The sequence below is a fragment of the Synechococcus sp. W60.3 genome (genome assembly GCF_047502615.1).
Taxonomy (GTDB): Bacteria; Cyanobacteriota; Cyanobacteriia; order Thermostichales; family Thermostichaceae; genus Thermostichus.
The window spans coordinates 1-16,690 of record NZ_JANSHJ010000022.1; the positions used below are offsets into that span (position 1 = coordinate 1).

The window sequence follows — 16,690 nt, forward strand, 5'->3', positions numbered from 1 at the left end:
TCTCTCCTTCCTCTTGAATACCTGTACCCTATTTTAAATTAAAAGGCTGTATCTTCTCAGTGCCGGACAAAAAAGCCCGAGAAGCGGCTAGTCGAGGCAGAGCGAGGGATCCGGTCATGCAGCAGTTCATTTGGGTTTGGGGAAGCGGCTGGCTTTTGGCTATGGCCTTGGCCAGGGGAGGATGGGCCCAAGCGGAGGTAGCGGCTCTTTTGCCCGCCGGACAGCCGGCTATATCGCCCTCTCTCCCTGTGCCGTCGAACATCGACCAGAGGGAAGCTCGACTCAGCCCCTACCAGCGCTGGCAACAGCAGCATGCTGCCGCGGAGATTCCCTCTTCTGGGTTTGGGGAGGTCTTCTACCGCCTCGCTCAGAAAGCGGAACAGAGCCCAGAGGGGCTGCCTTTTCCACTGCGGCCAGCCGGGATCCCTCTGGGAGAGGGTAGCCCTTTTTTCCTCCATGTCAACGGGCTGGTCTACCAACTGTCCTATTGAAATAGGCGGGGAGGTTTTCGCGTTAGCAGGACGGCTATTTCAAGCCCTGCTGAACCTCTCCTCTCCCTGGGGGTGAGGGATCAGTAATGATTCCCCACCTTGCGGTGGTGGACGGCGGTGAGGCCCTCCAGGTTGGAGACCCGCCCGGCTTCTAGGGTGCTGTAGACCACCCAGTGGTCGCTGGTTTCTAGGCGGCTGGCCACGCGGCACTCCAGGTAGGCCAAGGCATCGGCCAAGATGGGGGATCCGTTGGCGGCGGGGTAGGTCTTGATGCCGGCAAAGCGGTCGGCTCCCGGCGGGAAGCGCTTCAGGAAGTGGCGCATTAGGGACTGGTGATGGCCTTCCTGCAACACGTTGAGGACAAAGGTATCGCCCACCTGCAGGAAGGACTCGATGGCCCGGTCTTTGGCCACGGCAACGCTGATCCCCGGCGGATCGCTGCTGGCCTGGGCCACCCAGGAGGCGAGCATGGCGCTGGTGGCCTGCCCTTTGCGGGCGGTGAGGATGTAAAGGCCATTGCTGATGCGGCCTAGGGCGCGATCCAAGTCGGCATCCAGGGCTTTCATCTGCTGAATGGTGCGATCCCGCGTTAGCCACTGCCCCAGGTCGGTGCCGGCTTCCTCCGCCAATTGCAGCAGGGTTTCGTCTAGGGGTTGCTTGAGGAGAATAGGAGGGAACACTTCTTTGGCGCCCATCTCCTGCAGCGTGTTGCGGCAGAGGTAGACCGACTCGTCATCTGCTCCCCCCGACTCGAACAGGCCAAAGCCTTGTTTGCTGTGGGCAGCAGCCAGGAGGGTTTTCAGCAGCACCTGGGTGGAGGCCGCATCAGGCCCCGCTTGGGGCGGCATGCCTATCACCACACCAGCGGCCAAGCTCATCAGCTCGCGCACCTCGTGGGCATCCAGCAGCCGCAGATCCGCCAGCTCTACGGCAACGCCGGTTTTTTGGATGCCGCGGGCAATGGCTTGGGCCAATGCTTCCGCCTGGCCATAGCCCGATAGGTAGAACACCGCCACCATTCGTTCGGCTTTGGCCTGCTCCAGGCTCCAAGTGCGGTAGTGCTCCACCCAATCAGACAGGTGGTGGCGCAGCAGGGGGCCGTGGCCGGTAGCAATGGCGGCGATGGGGGGCAGGGACTCCATGCGCTTCAGGGCCGAGAGTACCGAGCGGGCGTTGGGCCCCATGAGGCAGTCGTAGTAGAGCTTGAAGTCGGCCTGTAGCAGGTGGGGATGCTCGTCCCAGGCAAAGTCATCGCAGTAGTGCATCCCAAAGACGTCGCAGGTGTAGAGGATCTGCGTGCCGTGGTCGTAGGTGAGGATGGTGTCGGGCCAGTGCAGGTTGGGAGCAGAGATGAACTCCAGAACATGTCCCTTGCCCAGATCCAGGCGATCCCCCTGCTTGACCACCAGGTGCCGGAAGGGGCGATGCACCAGGTTTTCCAAAAATTGCACGGCCACTTTGGAGGCCACTACCGTCATTTGGGGCGCCAGCTCCAGCAGATCCCCGACTAGGCCGCTGTGATCCGGCTCGGTGTGGCTGACCACCAGGTAGTCGAGGGTGGCGGGATCCAGGAGGCCTCGCAGCAGATCCAGGTACAACTGGCGAAACTTCTCGTGGGAGGTGTCGATGAGGGCCACCTTCTCCCCGCGAATTAAAAAGGAGTTGTAGGTGGTGCCGTTTTCCAGGGCGAACTCGATATCAAACCGATCCCGATCCCAGTCCTGGGAGCGGATGGCAAGGGTATCGGCTCCAATGAGCAGCGTCTGCAGCGTAAGATGGCCTGAACGCGGTGCAACTGCCGTAACGGCCATGTTTTCCCCCTCTGCCAAATGGCAACTTTACCTAACTGCCCTCTGCACTCATCGTAACCGTGATGTAACTAAATGTTGAGGAGCCGCCAAGTTTTGATTTTCTGATGAAATGCTTCAGGGATCCCCAAACTGCCGACCCCCGCAGGGTCTGGGAGCAAAAGCTGCGGCAAACTGGGCCAGGGTGTGGCGCAGTTGATCCAAGTTTTGGCCGTTGGCGGCGGACACAAACAGGGCCTTGGGGTAGAGCAGGCGCACGTCCTCGACCCATTCGGGATCGAGGCGGTCAATTTTGTTAAACACCAGTTGTCGCGGGCCGGTGGCCAGGGGCATCTCGTCCAGCAATTTTTCCACCGCCTCGATGTGCCCTTCCCAGTTGGGGTGGGAGAGATCCACCACGTGCAGCAGGGCATCCGCCTCCGTCACCTCCTCCAGCGTGGCCTGGAAGGCCTCTACCAATTGCTCAGGCAGCTCGGTTAAGAATCCCACCGTGTCGGTCAACAGCACTGCCTGCTGGCCGGGCAGCTCCAGCCGCCGCGTAGTGGGATCCAAGGTGGCAAAGAGTTGGTCGGCCACGTAGACCTGGGCATGGGTGAGGGCATTGAGGAGGGTGGATTTGCCGGCGTTGGTGTAGCCCACCAGGGCCACCACGGGAATTTGGGATGCCTCGCGCCGTTGGCGCAGCCGCTGGCGGTGGCGGCGCAGCTCTTCCACCTCTTGCCGCAGCTTGCTGATGCGCCGCTGGATGGCCCGCCGCTCCATTTCCAGTTGGGTCTCCCCCGGGCCCCGAGTACCGATCCCACCCCCCAGCCGCGACATGGTGCGACCGCGACCGGCCAGGCGAGGCAGCAAATACTGCAGTTGCGCCAGCTCCACCTGCAGCTTCCCGGCTCGGGTTCTGGCCCGCTGGGCAAAAATATCCAGGATCACCTCGCTGCGATCCACCACCCGCACCCCCACCGCCTCTTCCAGGGTGCGCACCTGGCTGGGGGTAAGTTCCCGGTCGAACACCACCAAGTTAGCGCCCAGATCCTGGACCAGCAGAGCCAGCTCTTGCACCTTACCGGATCCGATTACCGTGGCCGAATTGGGGCCCTCCCGCCTCTGCCAGAGGGCTTGCAGCACCTGTCCGCCGGCACTCTCCACCAGGCGGCTCAGCTCCGCCAACCCATCCATGAGATCCTCGTAGCTCTGCCCGGACTCCTGCAGCCCCACCAGGATGGCCCGATCCTGATCCAGATCCACCTGGCGGGCGGTCAACTGGCGCCGAAACCCATCCTCCAGCTCCGCCACCAGCTCCTGCAGATCCTGTTCTGCCAGGATCCCCAAAGGCAGAGGCTCAGAGACCCGCCAGCGGCTCTCTCCCTCCGGCACCAGATGGGCTAGGTAGGCCCAGTGGACAAAGCCCGTGGCTCCTCCCCCGCGGCGCAGCCGTCCTCCTGAGGGGGACACCGACAGGGTGATGAGGGCGTCTAGACGCTGCAGGGCCATGGCCGTCAGCGCTTTTCGACCGGGACCCCCTTCCCCCGTTTGGGTGGTGATGCAGCGGATCCCGGACAGGCGCTCGGCCCCCTGGCGGGGCAATTCCCAAGCGGGAATCTGGGTTTCAAAAGGGGATCCCACCCCTACGCGGATCACCTGGCCGCGCCGGTTGAGGTAAACGCTGATGGGCCGGCCTTCCAACTCTTGGGTCAGGGATCCCAGCCGTTGGGCAAACTCCACCGTCACCAGGCGGTTGGGGGGTAGGCGCAGTTGGTAAAGCCGTTGCAGTTGCTTTTGTTGGTGGGGCTTTAACCCTTTGGCCTGTTCGGGAAAGCGTCGTGGAGCGATAGCAGAGCTGAAGCGGGGGTCGGTCTGATGGCGAGAGGTGCTAGCCCTGGGCATAGGGACGGGGAAAGACCCAAAAACAAGCTTTCATCTACCATACACGCTAGCTGACAGCAGGAACTTGGGATCCAAAAGCAACGGCGGCAAACACTGGCCCAGTGTTGCGGGGGCAACAGTACGGCGATGTCATCAGCAACGGGTGCAACATTCAAACCAAGGTCATTCCCGAACAAAAGTAGGCGGAATACTTCCATGACCCAACCGAGGTACGCATGGGGCAGCCAAACCCAGACGATCACAGGCTTCCTGCTCGCCCATCATCTGCTCAAGGTCAACCCCAAAGATGTCAATGTGTTGGATCTGCCCAAGCGGGGATCCCTGTATTGAGCTTGCTGTCGGTGAGAGAGTTTCCAAATCAGTTGGGCATCCCTTTCGCTCCGTGTTGCCGGAATCCTGCTGCAACTTGGAATAGCTGCATAAATCGGAAAAATCCGTAGTGCCAGCTCTTAGTTATCATAGATGCACGATTTCAACATCACCCCATTTTCTGCGCAAATATTCAGCAACCAGCCTACGATGACAGTGCTCAGGAGTAGCTTCACTACAAAGCAGACACCCTCCATCGAGAATACTTTTATCCACTTGATCTTCAATGCGACGCTCGGCCATCAACGACAAAAACTGTCTCTCATAATTAGACCAGTCACCACTAGCTTTATAAGCATCAAGAATTTCTTGGGTCGGTGCCAATTCTGGCAAATGAATGTATCCAAGCTTACAGATCTCGTGAAGGAAGAACTCTAGGTCATTCTTTTTCGTGAATCCTGCCAGTTGTGAGGTATTGTTAAGTCGAGCATCAACAACTCGAACTAGACCAGGCTGTTTTAAACGATTAAAGAACTGTTCTGCACTTTTCTTCGTAAACCCTATTGTAAATATCTTCATGGCCTCGCGCTCCGCTCATCACTTTTTGACATTTTCTCATCTCGATAGGCGACACGCCTGCCTTGAATGAGATAGGCTTCGGCTATACACTCTTCCCGACTTCTAAACAAGTCGCCCTCTGGAAGTTTGCAAAGGGCAAGAAGACGAGATTCTAGAGCCTCATGAGTCTCCAAAGAGCCATTGGCCAAGATGTGGTTGACCGGAATCCCACTTTGAAAAAGTTTACGCGCCACCAGCAACGATCTATGACATTCAATAGGGTCTTTCTCAGCACACATCAGTGCGATCCGATACCGACTAGAACCTTGGATCAGACGGTCGATCCCTTCGAGGAAGGCTGGCTCATTTGCCAGTCGTTCATACTGAATCCTACCCTGATCATAGCAGCTCAGATTTTCGCTACGTCCTCCCAATTCTTTGCCCAGAAAGACGTAAGCAATACCTGCTGCCGCTAAAGCACTTTTCAACTTTTCTTGTGAATATTGAGGGACGTAACGGCTATATGGACGTGAGCGAACGTCGCCAATACCGGTGATGTTGTACTGGCGCAGTAAGTCTATGAAAAAATCAATCTCGTGGTTTGAGTGACCAATCGTGTAGATCTCTGATTTCATATGAGTCGACCTGAGTAGAGAACAGCCGCTATCAGCTTGTAGTAATAGCCCAAGTAGGGATCGCTAAGGCTAACACACAGCACCGGATCGGGGATGTCATATTGACCGTCTTCGCCCATTAGGAAATCCCGTTCAATCACAGGATCGGTAACATCCATGCAGTATTTTACTTCCTTGTATACAAACTCGCCGCGTACTCTACGCTTAGAATTCGGGTATCCTGGTGCCTTGTAACCAACCAACAGACGCAAATGCTCGACCGGTACAAGGTAAAGAGAAACTCCGCTTTCTCGCCCGACACTTAACCGGTTGTTCCACCCAGCATAGCTGCTCTCGCCAGTGCCCCAGAGATTCTCAGGGTTGTCTAGCCAACTGTTGATATCCTCCCAAGGCAGGTGGCCAACTTTTTTCCAGCGGTGCTTTGGATTGATAACGTGGTTCTCCCTCTGGTGAGGTAGTGGCTGAGGTGTATCACAAGAGACACAGAGAATATCAAGAAGTTCTGGGTCGCCACCGCTCTCGTAGTACCTCTCATGTTCAGAGACCTCATGTGACGGGCGGCTGCTGACAGGACGCACCCATTCTCCTGGCTCTCCGTTCTGCCATTCCTTGCCGGCAATACAGCGACCGGCCATTTTTCTGGAGTTGGCGAAACAGACAATCGTCTTGACGTAAGACATACAGGCTTCTGGGGCAAGGGCAAAGGCTCAATGGGAGTAATTTTCGGCTTCTTGAAAGTCCAGTAGTCAAATCCGTTCTTCAGGGCGAAAGGGGATCAAAAGAGCGCGGGGCGCCCTGGCATGGCGAGAGACCAAGATCAACGCCACAATACTGAGCAGATAGGGCAACATTAAGAAAAACTGATAGGGGATCCGGCTACCCCAAAGCTGCTGAAGGCGCAATTGCAAAGCATCAAACCCGGCAAACAGCAACGCTCCTCCTAAGGCTCGCCAGGGATCCCAAGCGGCAAAAACCACCAGGGCAATGCAAATCCACCCCCGCCCATTGACGATATTGAAGAAAAACGCATCGAACGCAGAGAGGGTTAAAAAAGCACCGGCCACGGCCATCAAAGCACTGCCCACCATCACGGCTCCGGTGCGAACAGCATAGACCGGGATCCCCTGGGAAGCGGCAGCCTGGGGATTTTCTCCAACCATGCGCACGGCCAGGCCCAGGGGAGTTCGATAGAGGATGTAGGCCATGAGGGGCACCAAAACAAGGCTGAGGTAGGTGAGGGGCGGCTGGGTAAACAGGGTTTCTCCCAGAAAGGGCAGGCTGGAGAGACCGGGGATCGGCCAAGGACTGAAGGGGACGATTTTGGGGGGAGAGGTGACCTGGGGCAGGGCCATGCGATAAACAAAATAAGCAGCATTGATGGTCAAGAGGGTAATGCCAATGCCGGTGACGTGCTGGGAAACTCCAAGGCGGACCGTCAACAGGCTGTGAATCAAGCCCACACCTGCACCGAGGACGGCAGCAAAGGCTACGCCCCACCACAATCCGGATCCCTGATAGACCACCAGCCAACCGGTCATGGCCCCCAGGGTCATGATCCCTTCGATGCCCAGATTGAGAACGCCGGCCCGCTCACAGAGGACTTCGCCCAAAGTGCCAAAGAGCAAGGGAGTGGCAATGCGCAGGGTGGCCACCCAGAAGCTGGTGGTGCTGATTAAGCTGATTAGACTCAGGAGTGCAGACACGGGTGCTCAGTCCCAGCGCAGACGATAACGGGCCAATCCCATGCAGACCAACATCCACAGCAGGGCAGCAGCAACAATGACATCGGCAAGATAGGTGGGAACGCCCAAGCTACGCCCCATGGTATCGGCTCCCACATAAACCCCGGCAATGAAAACTGCGGCCCCCACCACTCCCAAGGGATGCAGTTGGGCCAACAGGGCAACGACGATGCCGGTGTAGCCAAAGCCAGGGGATAAATCCAAGGTGAGATAGCCCTTGAGCCCGAGGAGTTCACAAGCTCCCGCCAAGCCTGCCAGCCCACCTCCCAACAATGAGGTATATAAAATAACTCTCCGGACTGGGATGCCGAGGAACCTGGCCGCTTCTGGGTTGGCGCCTACGGCTCGCATTTCTAGGCCCCAAACGGTGAACCGCTCTATGGCCCACACCCCCAGGGCAGCGAGCAGGGCGATGATTAAACCAGCGTGGAGACGACTGCGGGGGATCAGCCGCGGCAGTAGGGCGGCATCCACAAGGGCACGACCTTGGGGCCAACCCAGAGCCAGAGGATCTTTGAGGGGGCCTTCCAGGAGATAGCTAATCCCGAGAAGAATGACAAAATTGAGCAGCAAGGTGGTCACCACTTCGTCCACCTGGAACTGGGTCTTGAGCCAGGCCGGGATCCACAGCAACAGCCCTCCAGCAATCCAGCCCGCCAGCAGCAGCACCAACACCAACCATGGGCGCGGCAGCGAAAGCCCACCGGTGCCCAAGAGGCTGGCAGCCAGAGCCCCACCATAAAACTGGCCTTCCGCACCGATGTTCCACAACTTGGCCCGAAAACACACCGCCACCGCCAATCCCGTCAGGATCAGAGGAACGGCCCGAGTCAAGGTCTCGCTTAGGGCAAAGGGGGATCCCACCGCTCCCCGCAGCAAAGCTCCATAGGCTGCCAAAACCGGGGATCCCGTCCACAGGATCAGCAGGCTACAGGAGAGGAAAGCCAGGACAATGGCTGCCATCGGCGCGCTCAGGATCAGCCAAAGGGGCACAGTGGAACGAGGTTCAACACGCATCGGCCACCTCCTGCCCGGCCATGCGCAACCCCAAGGCGGTCACCGTTGTGGTTTGGGTCGGGACTGCCGAGGAAAGCCGACCGCGATAGAGCACCGCCACTCGATCCGCTAAACTCAGCAATTCATCCAGGTCTTCGGAAATGAGCAGGATCCCGGCTCCAGCCCGGGCTGCTGCCAGAAGTTGGGCATGCACATAGGCCACAGCCCCCAGATCCAGTCCCCGCGTTGGCTGGTGAGCCACAATCACCTGGGGATCCCGACACAGCTCCCGCGAGAGGATCACTTTTTGCATATTTCCGCCGGACAGCAGTTGCACCGGCATCCGGAGCGCCTGCCGCGGATCCCCCCTCTGGAGCCCCCGCACATCGTAGGTCTGTAGCCAGGTGTGAGCCTGCTGATAGATTTGCCGGTGACGCAGGATCCCCCACCGCGAGAATTCGGGATCCCGATAGCGCTCGATGACCCAGTTTTCCCATAGGCTAAGGGAACCAATCAGCCCAGTTTTGTGGCGGTCTTCTGGGATCCGGGCCATGCCTTGCCGCACCATCTCAGCAGGAGAGATCAGCCGCAGGACTCGGCCATGCAGATGGAGATGACCTTGGTGGGGCCGGATCACCCCACAGACCAGATCTGCCAGAACGGCCTGCCCATTGCCCGCCACCCCAGCAATACCCACGATTTCGTGACGCCGCACCGTCAAAGAAACCTGCTCCAGATGCTGCTGCCCCAACCGACAGGAGACCTGCTGCAACTCTAAGACCGTCTCCCCCGGAGACAAAGGGGCTTTGACCACCGCCGCCAACCGCTGCCCCACCATCGCTTCCGCCAGAGCTGTGGGATGGATCTCAGCCGTCTTGCCCGTCATCACCACCCGCCCTGAGCGCAGCACCATCACCCGGTCACTGATGCGCATCACCTCCTGGAGCTTGTGGGAAATCAGCAGGATCCCCAGCCCGCGACCGGCCATCTGCCGTAGGGTGTGAAAAAACGGCTCAATTTCCGGTGGGGTCAACACCGCCGTAGGCTCATCCAAAATCAGGATCCGCGCCCCTCGATACAGCACCTTGAGGATCTCCACCCGCTGCCGCTCCCCTAAGGTCAGGGATCCCACCAGGGCATCGGGATCCACGGCCAACCCCAATTCCTCAGCCAGCTTTTGGATGCGCTGCCGTCCCTCTCGCCGCCGAGACCATAGGTGCCACAGGGGCTGAGTGCCCAGCAGAATGTTGTCCAGCACCGACAGATTATCGGCCAAGACCACATGCTGATGCACCATGCCTATCCCCGCCGCCAAGGCAGCCGCCGGGGATCCCAGCTTGAGGGGCCGACCAAACACCCACACCTGACCCTGATCGGGAACGTAGTGCCCAAACAGGATATTCATCAGCGTCGTTTTGCCCGCCCCATTTTCCCCCAAGATGGCCAGAATCTCCCCGGCCCGCAGTTCGAGATCAATCTGGTCGTTGGCCAGCAGAGCACCAAAGCGCTTAGTAATGCCCACCACCTTCAAGGCCAAAGGCGCTTCAGAGGGTGGACTTGGGTTCGCTATCATCGATGGCTACAACAAAAGACCCTGCCAGAATCTCTGCCTGCCTCTGCATCACCTTAGCTTTCAGTTCAGCCGGAACCTTGTCGGCAAAGGTTCCCCAGTCGGAGAGGCTGGATCCCCCATATTTCATCATGCTGTAGATCCCGTAGTCCTCTGCCTTAAATTCTCCGGCCTTCACCGCGGCAATGGCTCTGTCGATGGTGGGTTCCATGTGCCACAGGGCGCTGACCACCACCGTTTCCGGGTAGTCCGGCTGGGTATCGATCACATTGCCGATGGCCAAAACGCCCCTCTCTTTAGCGGCATCAGATACCCCAAACCGCTCTGCATAGAGGATATCTGCGCCGGCATCAATTTGGGCAAAAGCCGCCTCTTTGGCTTTGGGGGGATCAAACCAACTGCCGATAAAGGTGACCAAAAACTTCACCTCCGGCTGCAGTTCCCTCGCCCCTGCCATAAAAGCATTCATGAGGCGGTTCACTTCTGGAATGGGATAGCCCCCCACCATGCCGATGATTTTGGAGCGGGTCAGCCCCCCGGCCACCATTCCCGTCAAATAGGAAGGCTCGTGGATGTAGTTGTCAAACACGGCAAAATTGCTCAGGGCAGGATCCGGCTTGAGGCTGGATCCCATCAAAAAGCTGACCTTGGGATAGTCTTTGGCTACTTCCCGCGCTTCCCGCTCCACCCCGAAGACCTCACCCACCAGCAGTTGGACGCCGCTCTCGGCATACTGACGCAGCACCCGTGGGTAGTCGGTGTTGGAAACTGACTCCGACCAGGTATAGTCAATATCCCCCCGCTCCTGGGCAGCCATCAACGCTTTATGGATCCGGCTCACCCACTGCTGCTCAATGGGAACCGTATAAACCCCGGCCACCTTCAGCTTGGTTCCTTGAGCCACCGCGGCATCGCGAACCAACCAGCGGCTCCCCATCAAGCCAGCCACGAAAGCCCCAGAACGCAGGCAGAAGTCCCGCCGGGAGAGTTCTAAACGTGCCATAGTCGCTTCTGTTGAGGTTAGTTCGAGATCGGGTTACTGACCGGTTTATTGTAAAGGGGGATCCCCAGAAATGTGTATTGTAAAACACGATTTTTCGGGAAGAAGCTTGTTTGTAATGAACAACCTAAGTTGAAATAGCCACAACATCAACATATGGATCTGATTTTGCGCCGGGCCAATTTGCCGGATGGCCGTAAGGGAATCGACATCGGCATCGAGGGGGAGCGCATCGTTGCCCTGGAGGCAAATCTGCAGGCTACTGCTCCCCAGGAGATCGATGTGAGCGGCCGCTTGGTGTCGCCCCCCTTTGTGGATGCCCACTTTCACCTGGATGCCACCCTCACCTACGGGATCCCGCGCGTCAACCAATCGGGCACCTTGCTGGAAGGGATCGCCCTCTGGGGAGAGTTGAAGCCACTGCTAACTCCGGAGGCGGTCATCGAGCGGGCTCTAACCTACTGCGACTGGGCAGTGGCGCGCGGGATCTTAGCCATCCGCGCCCATGTGGACGTGTGCGATCCCAACCTGGTGGCGGTGCGGGCCTTGCTGGAGGTCAAGCAAAAAGTATCCCCCTACCTGGATTTGCAACTGGTGGCCTTTCCCCAAGATGGCTACTACCGCTCGCCGGGGGCGGTGCAGCTTTTGGAGAAGGCCTTGGATCTAGGGGTGGAGGTGGTGGGCGGGATCCCCCACTTTGAGCGGACGATGGCCGAAGGGGCAGCTGCGGTGCGGGCCTTGTGCGAGATCGCGGCGGCGCGGGGTCTGCGGGTGGATCTGCACTGCGACGAGACAGACGATCCGCTTTCGCGCCACGTGGAGACCCTGGCCTACGAGACGCAGCGGCTGGGCTTGCAGGGGCGGGTGGCCGCCTCCCACCTCACCTCGATGCACTCAATGGACAACGCCTACGTGAGCAAACTCATTCCCCTGATGGCCGAAGCAGAGCTGGGGGTGATCGCCAACCCGCTGGTGAACCTGGTGCTGCAGGGCCGCCACGATACCTATCCCAAGCGGCGGGGGCTGACGCGGGTGCCGGAGCTGATGGCCGCCGGGCTGACCGTAGCTTTTGGCCAGGACTGCGTGATGGATCCCTGGTATCCCCTGGGCAGCGGCAACATGCTGGAGGTGGCCCACATGGGGATCCACGCTGCCCAACTGACAGGCTATGAGCAGATGCGGCAGTGTTTCTTGGCGGTTACGGAAAACCCGGCCCGCATTCTGGGGTTAGAAGGCTACGGACTAGAACCCGGCTGCTATGCCGACTTGGTGGTGCTCCAGGCTGCCGATGCTGTCGAAGCCATTCGCCTGCAACCGGCTTGCCTGTACGTTTTCCGTCGGGGACGGCTGATCGCCCAAACCCCGCCGGTGGTTGCCCAGCTCCATTTGCCGGGGCGCCCGGCCCAGGTGGACTTCACCCGCCAGCTTTAACGGCGCACGGTGCCGCTGAAGCCGCTGGCTTTGAACTGCTCCATAGTCAGAGGCAGCGGGCTGGTCACGGGCACGGAGATGCGAATGGAGAAGGGGCTTTCCCCAGGAGGAACTTCGGCAATTGCCCCCAGGCGGGTGCGCTCCGGCAGAACCTCATTGCCGTTGGCATCGTAAAGGCGACCGAAGACATCCGCATTCAGCACAGTATTTCTGGAGCGGTTGACCACCGTGCCTTCAATGAATAGGCACCTGGCCGGTATGGGGTTGCCGTTGCTGGTAACCAGGTTGGTGTATTCGGGGGTATCCGGGCAGGGGGTGAGGTGCAAATCCTTCAGTTGCAGGGGGATGGCTCCAAAACCCAGCAAGAGCGCCGCCAAAGCTGCACAACCCAGGCTCCAGCAGAGGGAGCGAAGCCCCTTCTTCCAAACTTGGCTCATGTTTTTTCTCCAAGGCCCATCTCCCCTAGTCTAGGGGATCCCCCGCCCGGTAAAACCCCTCCTCGGTCTGGATCCCGTCCAAGCGCTGATCCCAGGGATCCTGAGGCAGAGGCTGCTCCAGTAGGCAGGCCTGCGGGACAATGCCCCACTTGGGCACGCCGGGATCCGGCAGCGAGGCCAAAAAGCGGTCGTAATAGCCGCCGCCATAGCCCAGGCGCCTCCCCCAGCGATCGCAGGCCAGGGCGGGCACAAGGATTAACTCGGCTTCGGCGGGATCGATGACTTCGCTGCTGGGAGAGGGCTCCAGCAACCCCCAGCGGTTGGGAACAAGCTCAGCTGGGTGGTAGCGGTGCCACCGCAACTGCCGCTGCGGCAAGCAACGAGGAATCCCCCAGCGCTTTTCAGGGAAAAGGGCGAACAGGGATCCCAAGTCCACCTCGGAGCCGAAGGCCACGTAGGCCAGGATGGTCTTGGCCGCCAAAAGCCGGGGCTGAGAGGCCAGATGAGCCACTATCTTCTGCTCGACCAGAGAGCGATCCACCCCTTGCCGCACTTGGCGGAAGTGCCGGCGCAAGCGAGCTTTGGGGAGAAAATTGGGCCCCACAGACGGAGACAGGTTTGTAGCGTAGAAGGGAGTTGCCGCAGCGCCATGCCATCTCCCTGCCTTGACTTTCCCCACCCCCAGTCAAGCTTAGGGGTGGATATCCAGAACCTACTGGATGGCCAGGAGCTCCACTTCAAAATCGAGAGTAGCGTTGGGGGGGATCACGCCGCCGGCGCCGCGGCTGCCATAGGCCAACTCCGGCGGAATGCGCAAATACCGCTTGCCACCCACCCGCATGGTGGCCAGACCTTCCTCCCAGCCACGGATCACCTGCCCTACCCCGTAGGTGAAGGTAAAAGGTTGATTGCGCTTGTAGGAGCTATCGAAGACGGTGCCATCCTGCAGCTTGCCCACGTAGTTCACCACCACCGTTTGCCCCGGCTGAGGTGAAGGCCCTGTACCTTCGACAAGGTCGTAGTACTGCAGACCCGACTCGGTGGTGATAAATTGCTGGGCTTGAGATTGCACAGTAACTGCTGGGTGATCTTTGGCTCGCGACAGAGCCATGGCCGGCTGTCCAGCCCACACCCCAATCCACAGCAAACCCAGCAACAGCAGCAGCATCTGTTTCATCCGTTGGCGTCCCCCCGGTGCCGACTTTTTGCCTCCCCAACAATCTTAGGGGATCCCCTCATCCTATTTCGGCAAATTCGACGATCTGCCCTTGATGGTCGCGCACCCAGAAGACAAAAGGCTTTTCGGAGCGGACGCTGCTGCGGATCCCTTGCTTGTTGATCCGCTTCAGGAGGGCTTTGAGGGCTTCCCGTTCGTAGGTGGTGTGGCGATAGCGGACGCCGCTGCTGCGACCGGCTGCCGCCCCGTAGGCAGGTACAAAGGGAGTTCTGGAGAGACTGCCGTAGGGATCCGTGGTACCGGGGATCACGTGCAGTTGCACGGTGTCGGAGAGCTGATACCAGAGGCCAGCGGTATCGAGAGGTGTCGAGGTGAAGCGGGCTTTGGCATCAAGGCGGGAGCCGAGGCCAATATCCGCCGGGAAGTAGGCAGATCCCAGGCTGGAGCCGACCATGCTTTGCTCATAGCCGTAGTAGTACTGCAGTGGCAGCTCCGCCTCCGGCAGCCTCAAGACCTTTTCGTAAAACCCTCGCGCCTGCTCCAGATCGGGCACGATGATGGTGTAAACCCGCGGTGCGCCGCTCAGAAACGTCCACATGGCCCCGCCGTAGGCCGATAGCAGCAAAAACATCAGCCCCTTCGTGGAGAGCAAAACCTCCAGGGGGATCAGCGGCAGCATCAGTCCAAGGGGGGTTGGCATTGGCGCTTGTCCATTTGCGGGTGGCTCTGTAGTCCAGTATAGGATCCCTAGGCTGATGAAGCTTGCCCTGTTTGCCCCCACCCCGCGCGGTCGCCGCTTGGCCCAGGCTCTGCTGTCGCTGCTGCCAGAGGAGTGGATCTGCTGGAGCAAAGCCAATCCACAGGGAGAGCCGCTGCCTTGGCCCTGGCAAGCCTATGGGGATCCCAGCCATCCCACAGCGCCCAGATCCCTGGCGGCAGCGGTGGCCCAAACTTGGCCCCAGGTGCAGGGCTGTCTTTTCATCTTGCCAGTTGGGTCGGTGGTGCGGCTAATTGCCCCCCTCTTGCAGGACAAATACCGGGATCCGGCGGTGGTGGTGGTGGATGAATCAGGCCGCTGGGCCATTAGCCTCTGCGGGGGACATGTGGGCGGGGCCGATGCGCTGGCGCGGCAGGTGGCGGCTGCTTTGGGAGCCGAGCCGATCCTCACCTCTGCCTCCGAAGGGCTGGGGATCCCGCCTGTGGATGTGTTGGGACATCCCTACGGCTGGCGGCGGGGCAGTGGCGATTGGAACGGGGTAGCTGCTGCCCTGACGCGGGGAGAGCCGGTGGCCGTAGAGCAAACCTGCGGCACGCAGCTCTGGCGGCGGGCTTGGCCGGCAGATCACCCTCTCTTGAGCACTGCTCCTAGCCAGGCGGTGGCCCAGATCCGGATCAGCGAGTATTCAACTTCTTTGGACAAGAACCAGATCCCCACCGTTCACTGGCATCCGCGGGTGCTATGGGTGGGGGTGGGCTGCGAGCGGGGCACCAGCCGCGCCTGGCTGGAGGGATCCCTGCGGCGCCTGTTGCAAAACCAGGGGCTGGCCCTCGAGGCCGTTGCCGGCTTGGCCACTCTGGAGCTGAAACGGGATGAGGCGGGGCTCTTGGAGCTGGCCCAGGCCCATGGCTGGCCCATCCAGTTTTTCTCCGCCGCGGCCCTGGCAGGGATCCCGGTTCCCCACCCTTCAGAGGCGGTGCGGCAGGCGGTGGGCACCCCTTCGGTGGCGGAGGCGGCTGCTCTTTTGGCGGCCCAGCGCTGGTCGGGAGAGGACAATCCAGCCCAGGGGAGAGCCACCCTTGTCTGCCCCAAGCAGATCTTCACCTCAGAAAGCGAGGGAGCTTGTACCCTGGCCATTGCCCGCGCCGCCCGCGAGTATTCCCCTCGCGCCGGGCACCTGTGGCTAATTGGCATCGGCCCTGGGGATCCCGCCCAATTGACCTTGGCCGCCCGCCTGGCCCTGGCCCAAGCCGAGGTGGTGATTGGCTACCAGCTTTACCTGGACTTGGTGGCGCCCCTCCTGCACCCCGGCCAGATTTGCGAAGCCTTTCCCATCACCCAGGAGGTGCAGCGGGCGCAGCGCGCCATCGCCCTGGCCCAGCAGGGGCTGCAGGTGGCGGTGATCTCTTCGGGGGATGCGGGGATCTACGGCATGGCCGGCCTGGTGCTGGAGTACTTGGCCCGCAGCGGCTGGGATGGGATCCGCCCCTCCCTGGAGGTGCTGCCGGGGATCTCCGCCCTTCAAGCTGCTGCCGCTCGCCTAGGAGCCCCTCTCATGCAGGATTTTTGCGCTATTTCCCTCTCGGATCGCCTCACCCCCTGGCCGGCCATCGAGCAACGCCTGCAGGCGGCTGCCCAGGCCGACTTTGTGGTGGCCCTGTATAACCCCCGCTCGCGGCAGCGGTTGGATCCCTTCCTCAAGGCGCTGCAGATCTTTCGCTGGGCCCGCCCCACCCACACCCCGGTGGCGGTGGCCCGCAACCTCTACCGTCCCGGCGAGGCCATCCACCTCACCACGCTAGGGGAGTTGGATCCTGAGCAGGTGGACATGTTTACCCTGGTCTTGATCGGCAGCTCGCAGACCTTTCGCTACGGCAGCCGGCTGATCACTCTCCGCGGCTACCGCTTGTGATGAACCCACCTGATGGCCGTTG

Annotated in this window: 17 protein-coding genes; 4 read left to right on the forward strand and 13 right to left on the reverse strand. The window is 60.2% G+C overall.

The features are described from left to right. The first annotated feature begins 116 nt into the window (after positions 1-116). Positions 117-491 (forward strand): hypothetical protein, encoded by a 375-nt coding sequence (locus NW846_RS08685; protein WP_041438360.1) that lies wholly within the window; start codon positions 117-119, stop codon positions 489-491. Positions 492-571: 80 nt separating this feature from the next. On the opposite strand, the gene NW846_RS08690 is transcribed toward NW846_RS08685, so the two are convergent. Further along, entirely contained in the window at positions 572-2,302 is a 1,731-nt protein-coding gene (locus NW846_RS08690; protein ID WP_099812067.1) for a diflavin flavoprotein, read from the reverse strand. A gap of 114 nt (positions 2,303-2,416) precedes the next feature. Beyond that, positions 2,417-4,183 (reverse strand): GTPase HflX, encoded by a 1,767-nt coding sequence (gene hflX / locus NW846_RS08695; protein WP_414515767.1) that lies wholly within the window; start codon positions 4,181-4,183, stop codon positions 2,417-2,419. A gap of 195 nt (positions 4,184-4,378) precedes the next feature. On the opposite strand from hflX, the gene NW846_RS08700 reads away from it, so the two are divergent. Continuing rightward, on the forward strand, positions 4,379-4,513 hold the full coding sequence (locus NW846_RS08700; protein ID WP_414342083.1) for a hypothetical protein: 135 nt from the start codon (positions 4,379-4,381) through the stop codon (positions 4,511-4,513). A 126-nt stretch (positions 4,514-4,639) separates the two neighbouring features. Here NW846_RS08700 and NW846_RS08705 read toward each other — a convergent pair whose 3' ends face one another. From NW846_RS08705 to NW846_RS08735, 7 genes are all read right to left on the reverse strand, one after another. Then, positions 4,640-5,071 (reverse strand): DUF488 family protein, encoded by a 432-nt coding sequence (locus NW846_RS08705; RefSeq protein ID WP_414383681.1) that lies wholly within the window; start codon positions 5,069-5,071, stop codon positions 4,640-4,642. Continuing rightward, entirely contained in the window at positions 5,068-5,685 is a 618-nt protein-coding gene (locus NW846_RS08710; protein ID WP_414515769.1) for a DUF488 family protein, read from the reverse strand. Before NW846_RS08710 ends, NW846_RS08705 begins: the two co-directional genes overlap by 4 nt. After that, complete coding sequence (locus NW846_RS08715) at positions 5,682-6,365, reverse strand: dual OB domain-containing protein (protein WP_414515771.1); 684 nt, start codon at positions 6,363-6,365, stop codon at positions 5,682-5,684. The genes NW846_RS08710 and NW846_RS08715 overlap by 4 nt, the downstream gene beginning before the upstream one ends. A 66-nt stretch (positions 6,366-6,431) precedes the next feature. Next, positions 6,432-7,388 (reverse strand): ABC transporter permease, encoded by a 957-nt coding sequence (locus NW846_RS08720; RefSeq protein ID WP_414515773.1) that lies wholly within the window; start codon positions 7,386-7,388, stop codon positions 6,432-6,434. A 6-nt stretch (positions 7,389-7,394) separates the two neighbouring features. Next, positions 7,395-8,444, reverse strand: a complete 1,050-nt coding sequence (locus tag NW846_RS08725; RefSeq protein ID WP_011430424.1) for an ABC transporter permease — start codon at positions 8,442-8,444, stop codon at positions 7,395-7,397. Next, positions 8,434-9,960 (reverse strand): ABC transporter ATP-binding protein, encoded by a 1,527-nt coding sequence (locus NW846_RS08730; protein ID WP_414515775.1) that lies wholly within the window; start codon positions 9,958-9,960, stop codon positions 8,434-8,436. Before NW846_RS08730 ends, NW846_RS08725 begins: the two co-directional genes overlap by 11 nt. A 7-nt stretch (positions 9,961-9,967) precedes the next feature. Then, entirely contained in the window at positions 9,968-10,996 is a 1,029-nt protein-coding gene (locus NW846_RS08735) for a BMP family protein (protein ID WP_414389483.1), read from the reverse strand. 153 nt (positions 10,997-11,149) lie between these two features. On the opposite strand from NW846_RS08735, the gene NW846_RS08740 reads away from it, so the two are divergent. Continuing rightward, complete coding sequence (locus NW846_RS08740) at positions 11,150-12,424, forward strand: amidohydrolase family protein (RefSeq protein WP_414348284.1); 1,275 nt, start codon at positions 11,150-11,152, stop codon at positions 12,422-12,424. Here the strand turns inward: NW846_RS08740 and NW846_RS08745 are convergent. The 4 genes from NW846_RS08745 to NW846_RS08760 form a co-directional block, all read right to left on the reverse strand. Next, complete coding sequence (locus NW846_RS08745; RefSeq protein ID WP_414348282.1) at positions 12,421-12,861, reverse strand: FxLYD domain-containing protein; 441 nt, start codon at positions 12,859-12,861, stop codon at positions 12,421-12,423. The two genes, NW846_RS08740 and NW846_RS08745, sit on opposite strands and share 4 nt — an antisense overlap. A gap of 25 nt (positions 12,862-12,886) precedes the next feature. After that, positions 12,887-13,465 (reverse strand): 5-formyltetrahydrofolate cyclo-ligase, encoded by a 579-nt coding sequence (locus NW846_RS08750; RefSeq protein WP_240527650.1) that lies wholly within the window; start codon positions 13,463-13,465, stop codon positions 12,887-12,889. A 108-nt stretch (positions 13,466-13,573) separates the two neighbouring features. Next, entirely contained in the window at positions 13,574-14,038 is a 465-nt protein-coding gene (locus NW846_RS08755; RefSeq protein WP_041438366.1) for an FKBP-type peptidyl-prolyl cis-trans isomerase, read from the reverse strand. A 58-nt stretch (positions 14,039-14,096) separates the two neighbouring features. Next, positions 14,097-14,738: a hypothetical protein gene (locus NW846_RS08760; protein ID WP_414348279.1), complete on the reverse strand. Its 642-nt coding sequence runs from the start codon at positions 14,736-14,738 to the stop codon at positions 14,097-14,099. Between the two features lie 55 nt (positions 14,739-14,793). On the opposite strand from NW846_RS08760, the gene cobJ reads away from it, so the two are divergent. After that, positions 14,794-16,668 (forward strand): precorrin-3B C(17)-methyltransferase, encoded by a 1,875-nt coding sequence (gene cobJ / locus NW846_RS08765; RefSeq protein WP_414515778.1) that lies wholly within the window; start codon positions 14,794-14,796, stop codon positions 16,666-16,668. Positions 16,669-16,690 lie beyond the last annotated feature (22 nt).

Coding starts and splice junctions, on each gene's coding strand:
- NW846_RS08685 (WP_041438360.1), top strand. CDS start 117: ATGCAGCAGTTCATTTGGGTTTGGGGAAGCGGCTGGCTTTTGGCTATG.
- NW846_RS08690 (WP_099812067.1), bottom strand. CDS start 2,302: ATGGCCGTTACGGCAGTTGCACCGCGTTCAGGCCATCTTACGCTGCAG.
- hflX (WP_414515767.1), bottom strand. CDS start 4,183: ATGCCCAGGGCTAGCACCTCTCGCCATCAGACCGACCCCCGCTTCAGC.
- NW846_RS08700 (WP_414342083.1), top strand. CDS start 4,379: ATGACCCAACCGAGGTACGCATGGGGCAGCCAAACCCAGACGATCACA.
- NW846_RS08705 (WP_414383681.1), bottom strand. CDS start 5,071: ATGAAGATATTTACAATAGGGTTTACGAAGAAAAGTGCAGAACAGTTC.
- NW846_RS08710 (WP_414515769.1), bottom strand. CDS start 5,685: ATGAAATCAGAGATCTACACGATTGGTCACTCAAACCACGAGATTGAT.
- NW846_RS08715 (WP_414515771.1), bottom strand. CDS start 6,365: ATGTCTTACGTCAAGACGATTGTCTGTTTCGCCAACTCCAGAAAAATG.
- NW846_RS08725 (WP_011430424.1), bottom strand. CDS start 8,444: ATGCGTGTTGAACCTCGTTCCACTGTGCCCCTTTGGCTGATCCTGAGC.
- NW846_RS08735 (WP_414389483.1), bottom strand. CDS start 10,996: ATGGCACGTTTAGAACTCTCCCGGCGGGACTTCTGCCTGCGTTCTGGG.
- NW846_RS08740 (WP_414348284.1), top strand. CDS start 11,150: ATGGATCTGATTTTGCGCCGGGCCAATTTGCCGGATGGCCGTAAGGGA.
- NW846_RS08745 (WP_414348282.1), bottom strand. CDS start 12,861: ATGAGCCAAGTTTGGAAGAAGGGGCTTCGCTCCCTCTGCTGGAGCCTG.
- NW846_RS08755 (WP_041438366.1), bottom strand. CDS start 14,038: ATGAAACAGATGCTGCTGCTGTTGCTGGGTTTGCTGTGGATTGGGGTG.
- NW846_RS08760 (WP_414348279.1), bottom strand. CDS start 14,738: ATGCCAACCCCCCTTGGACTGATGCTGCCGCTGATCCCCCTGGAGGTT.
- cobJ (WP_414515778.1), top strand. CDS start 14,794: ATGAAGCTTGCCCTGTTTGCCCCCACCCCGCGCGGTCGCCGCTTGGCC.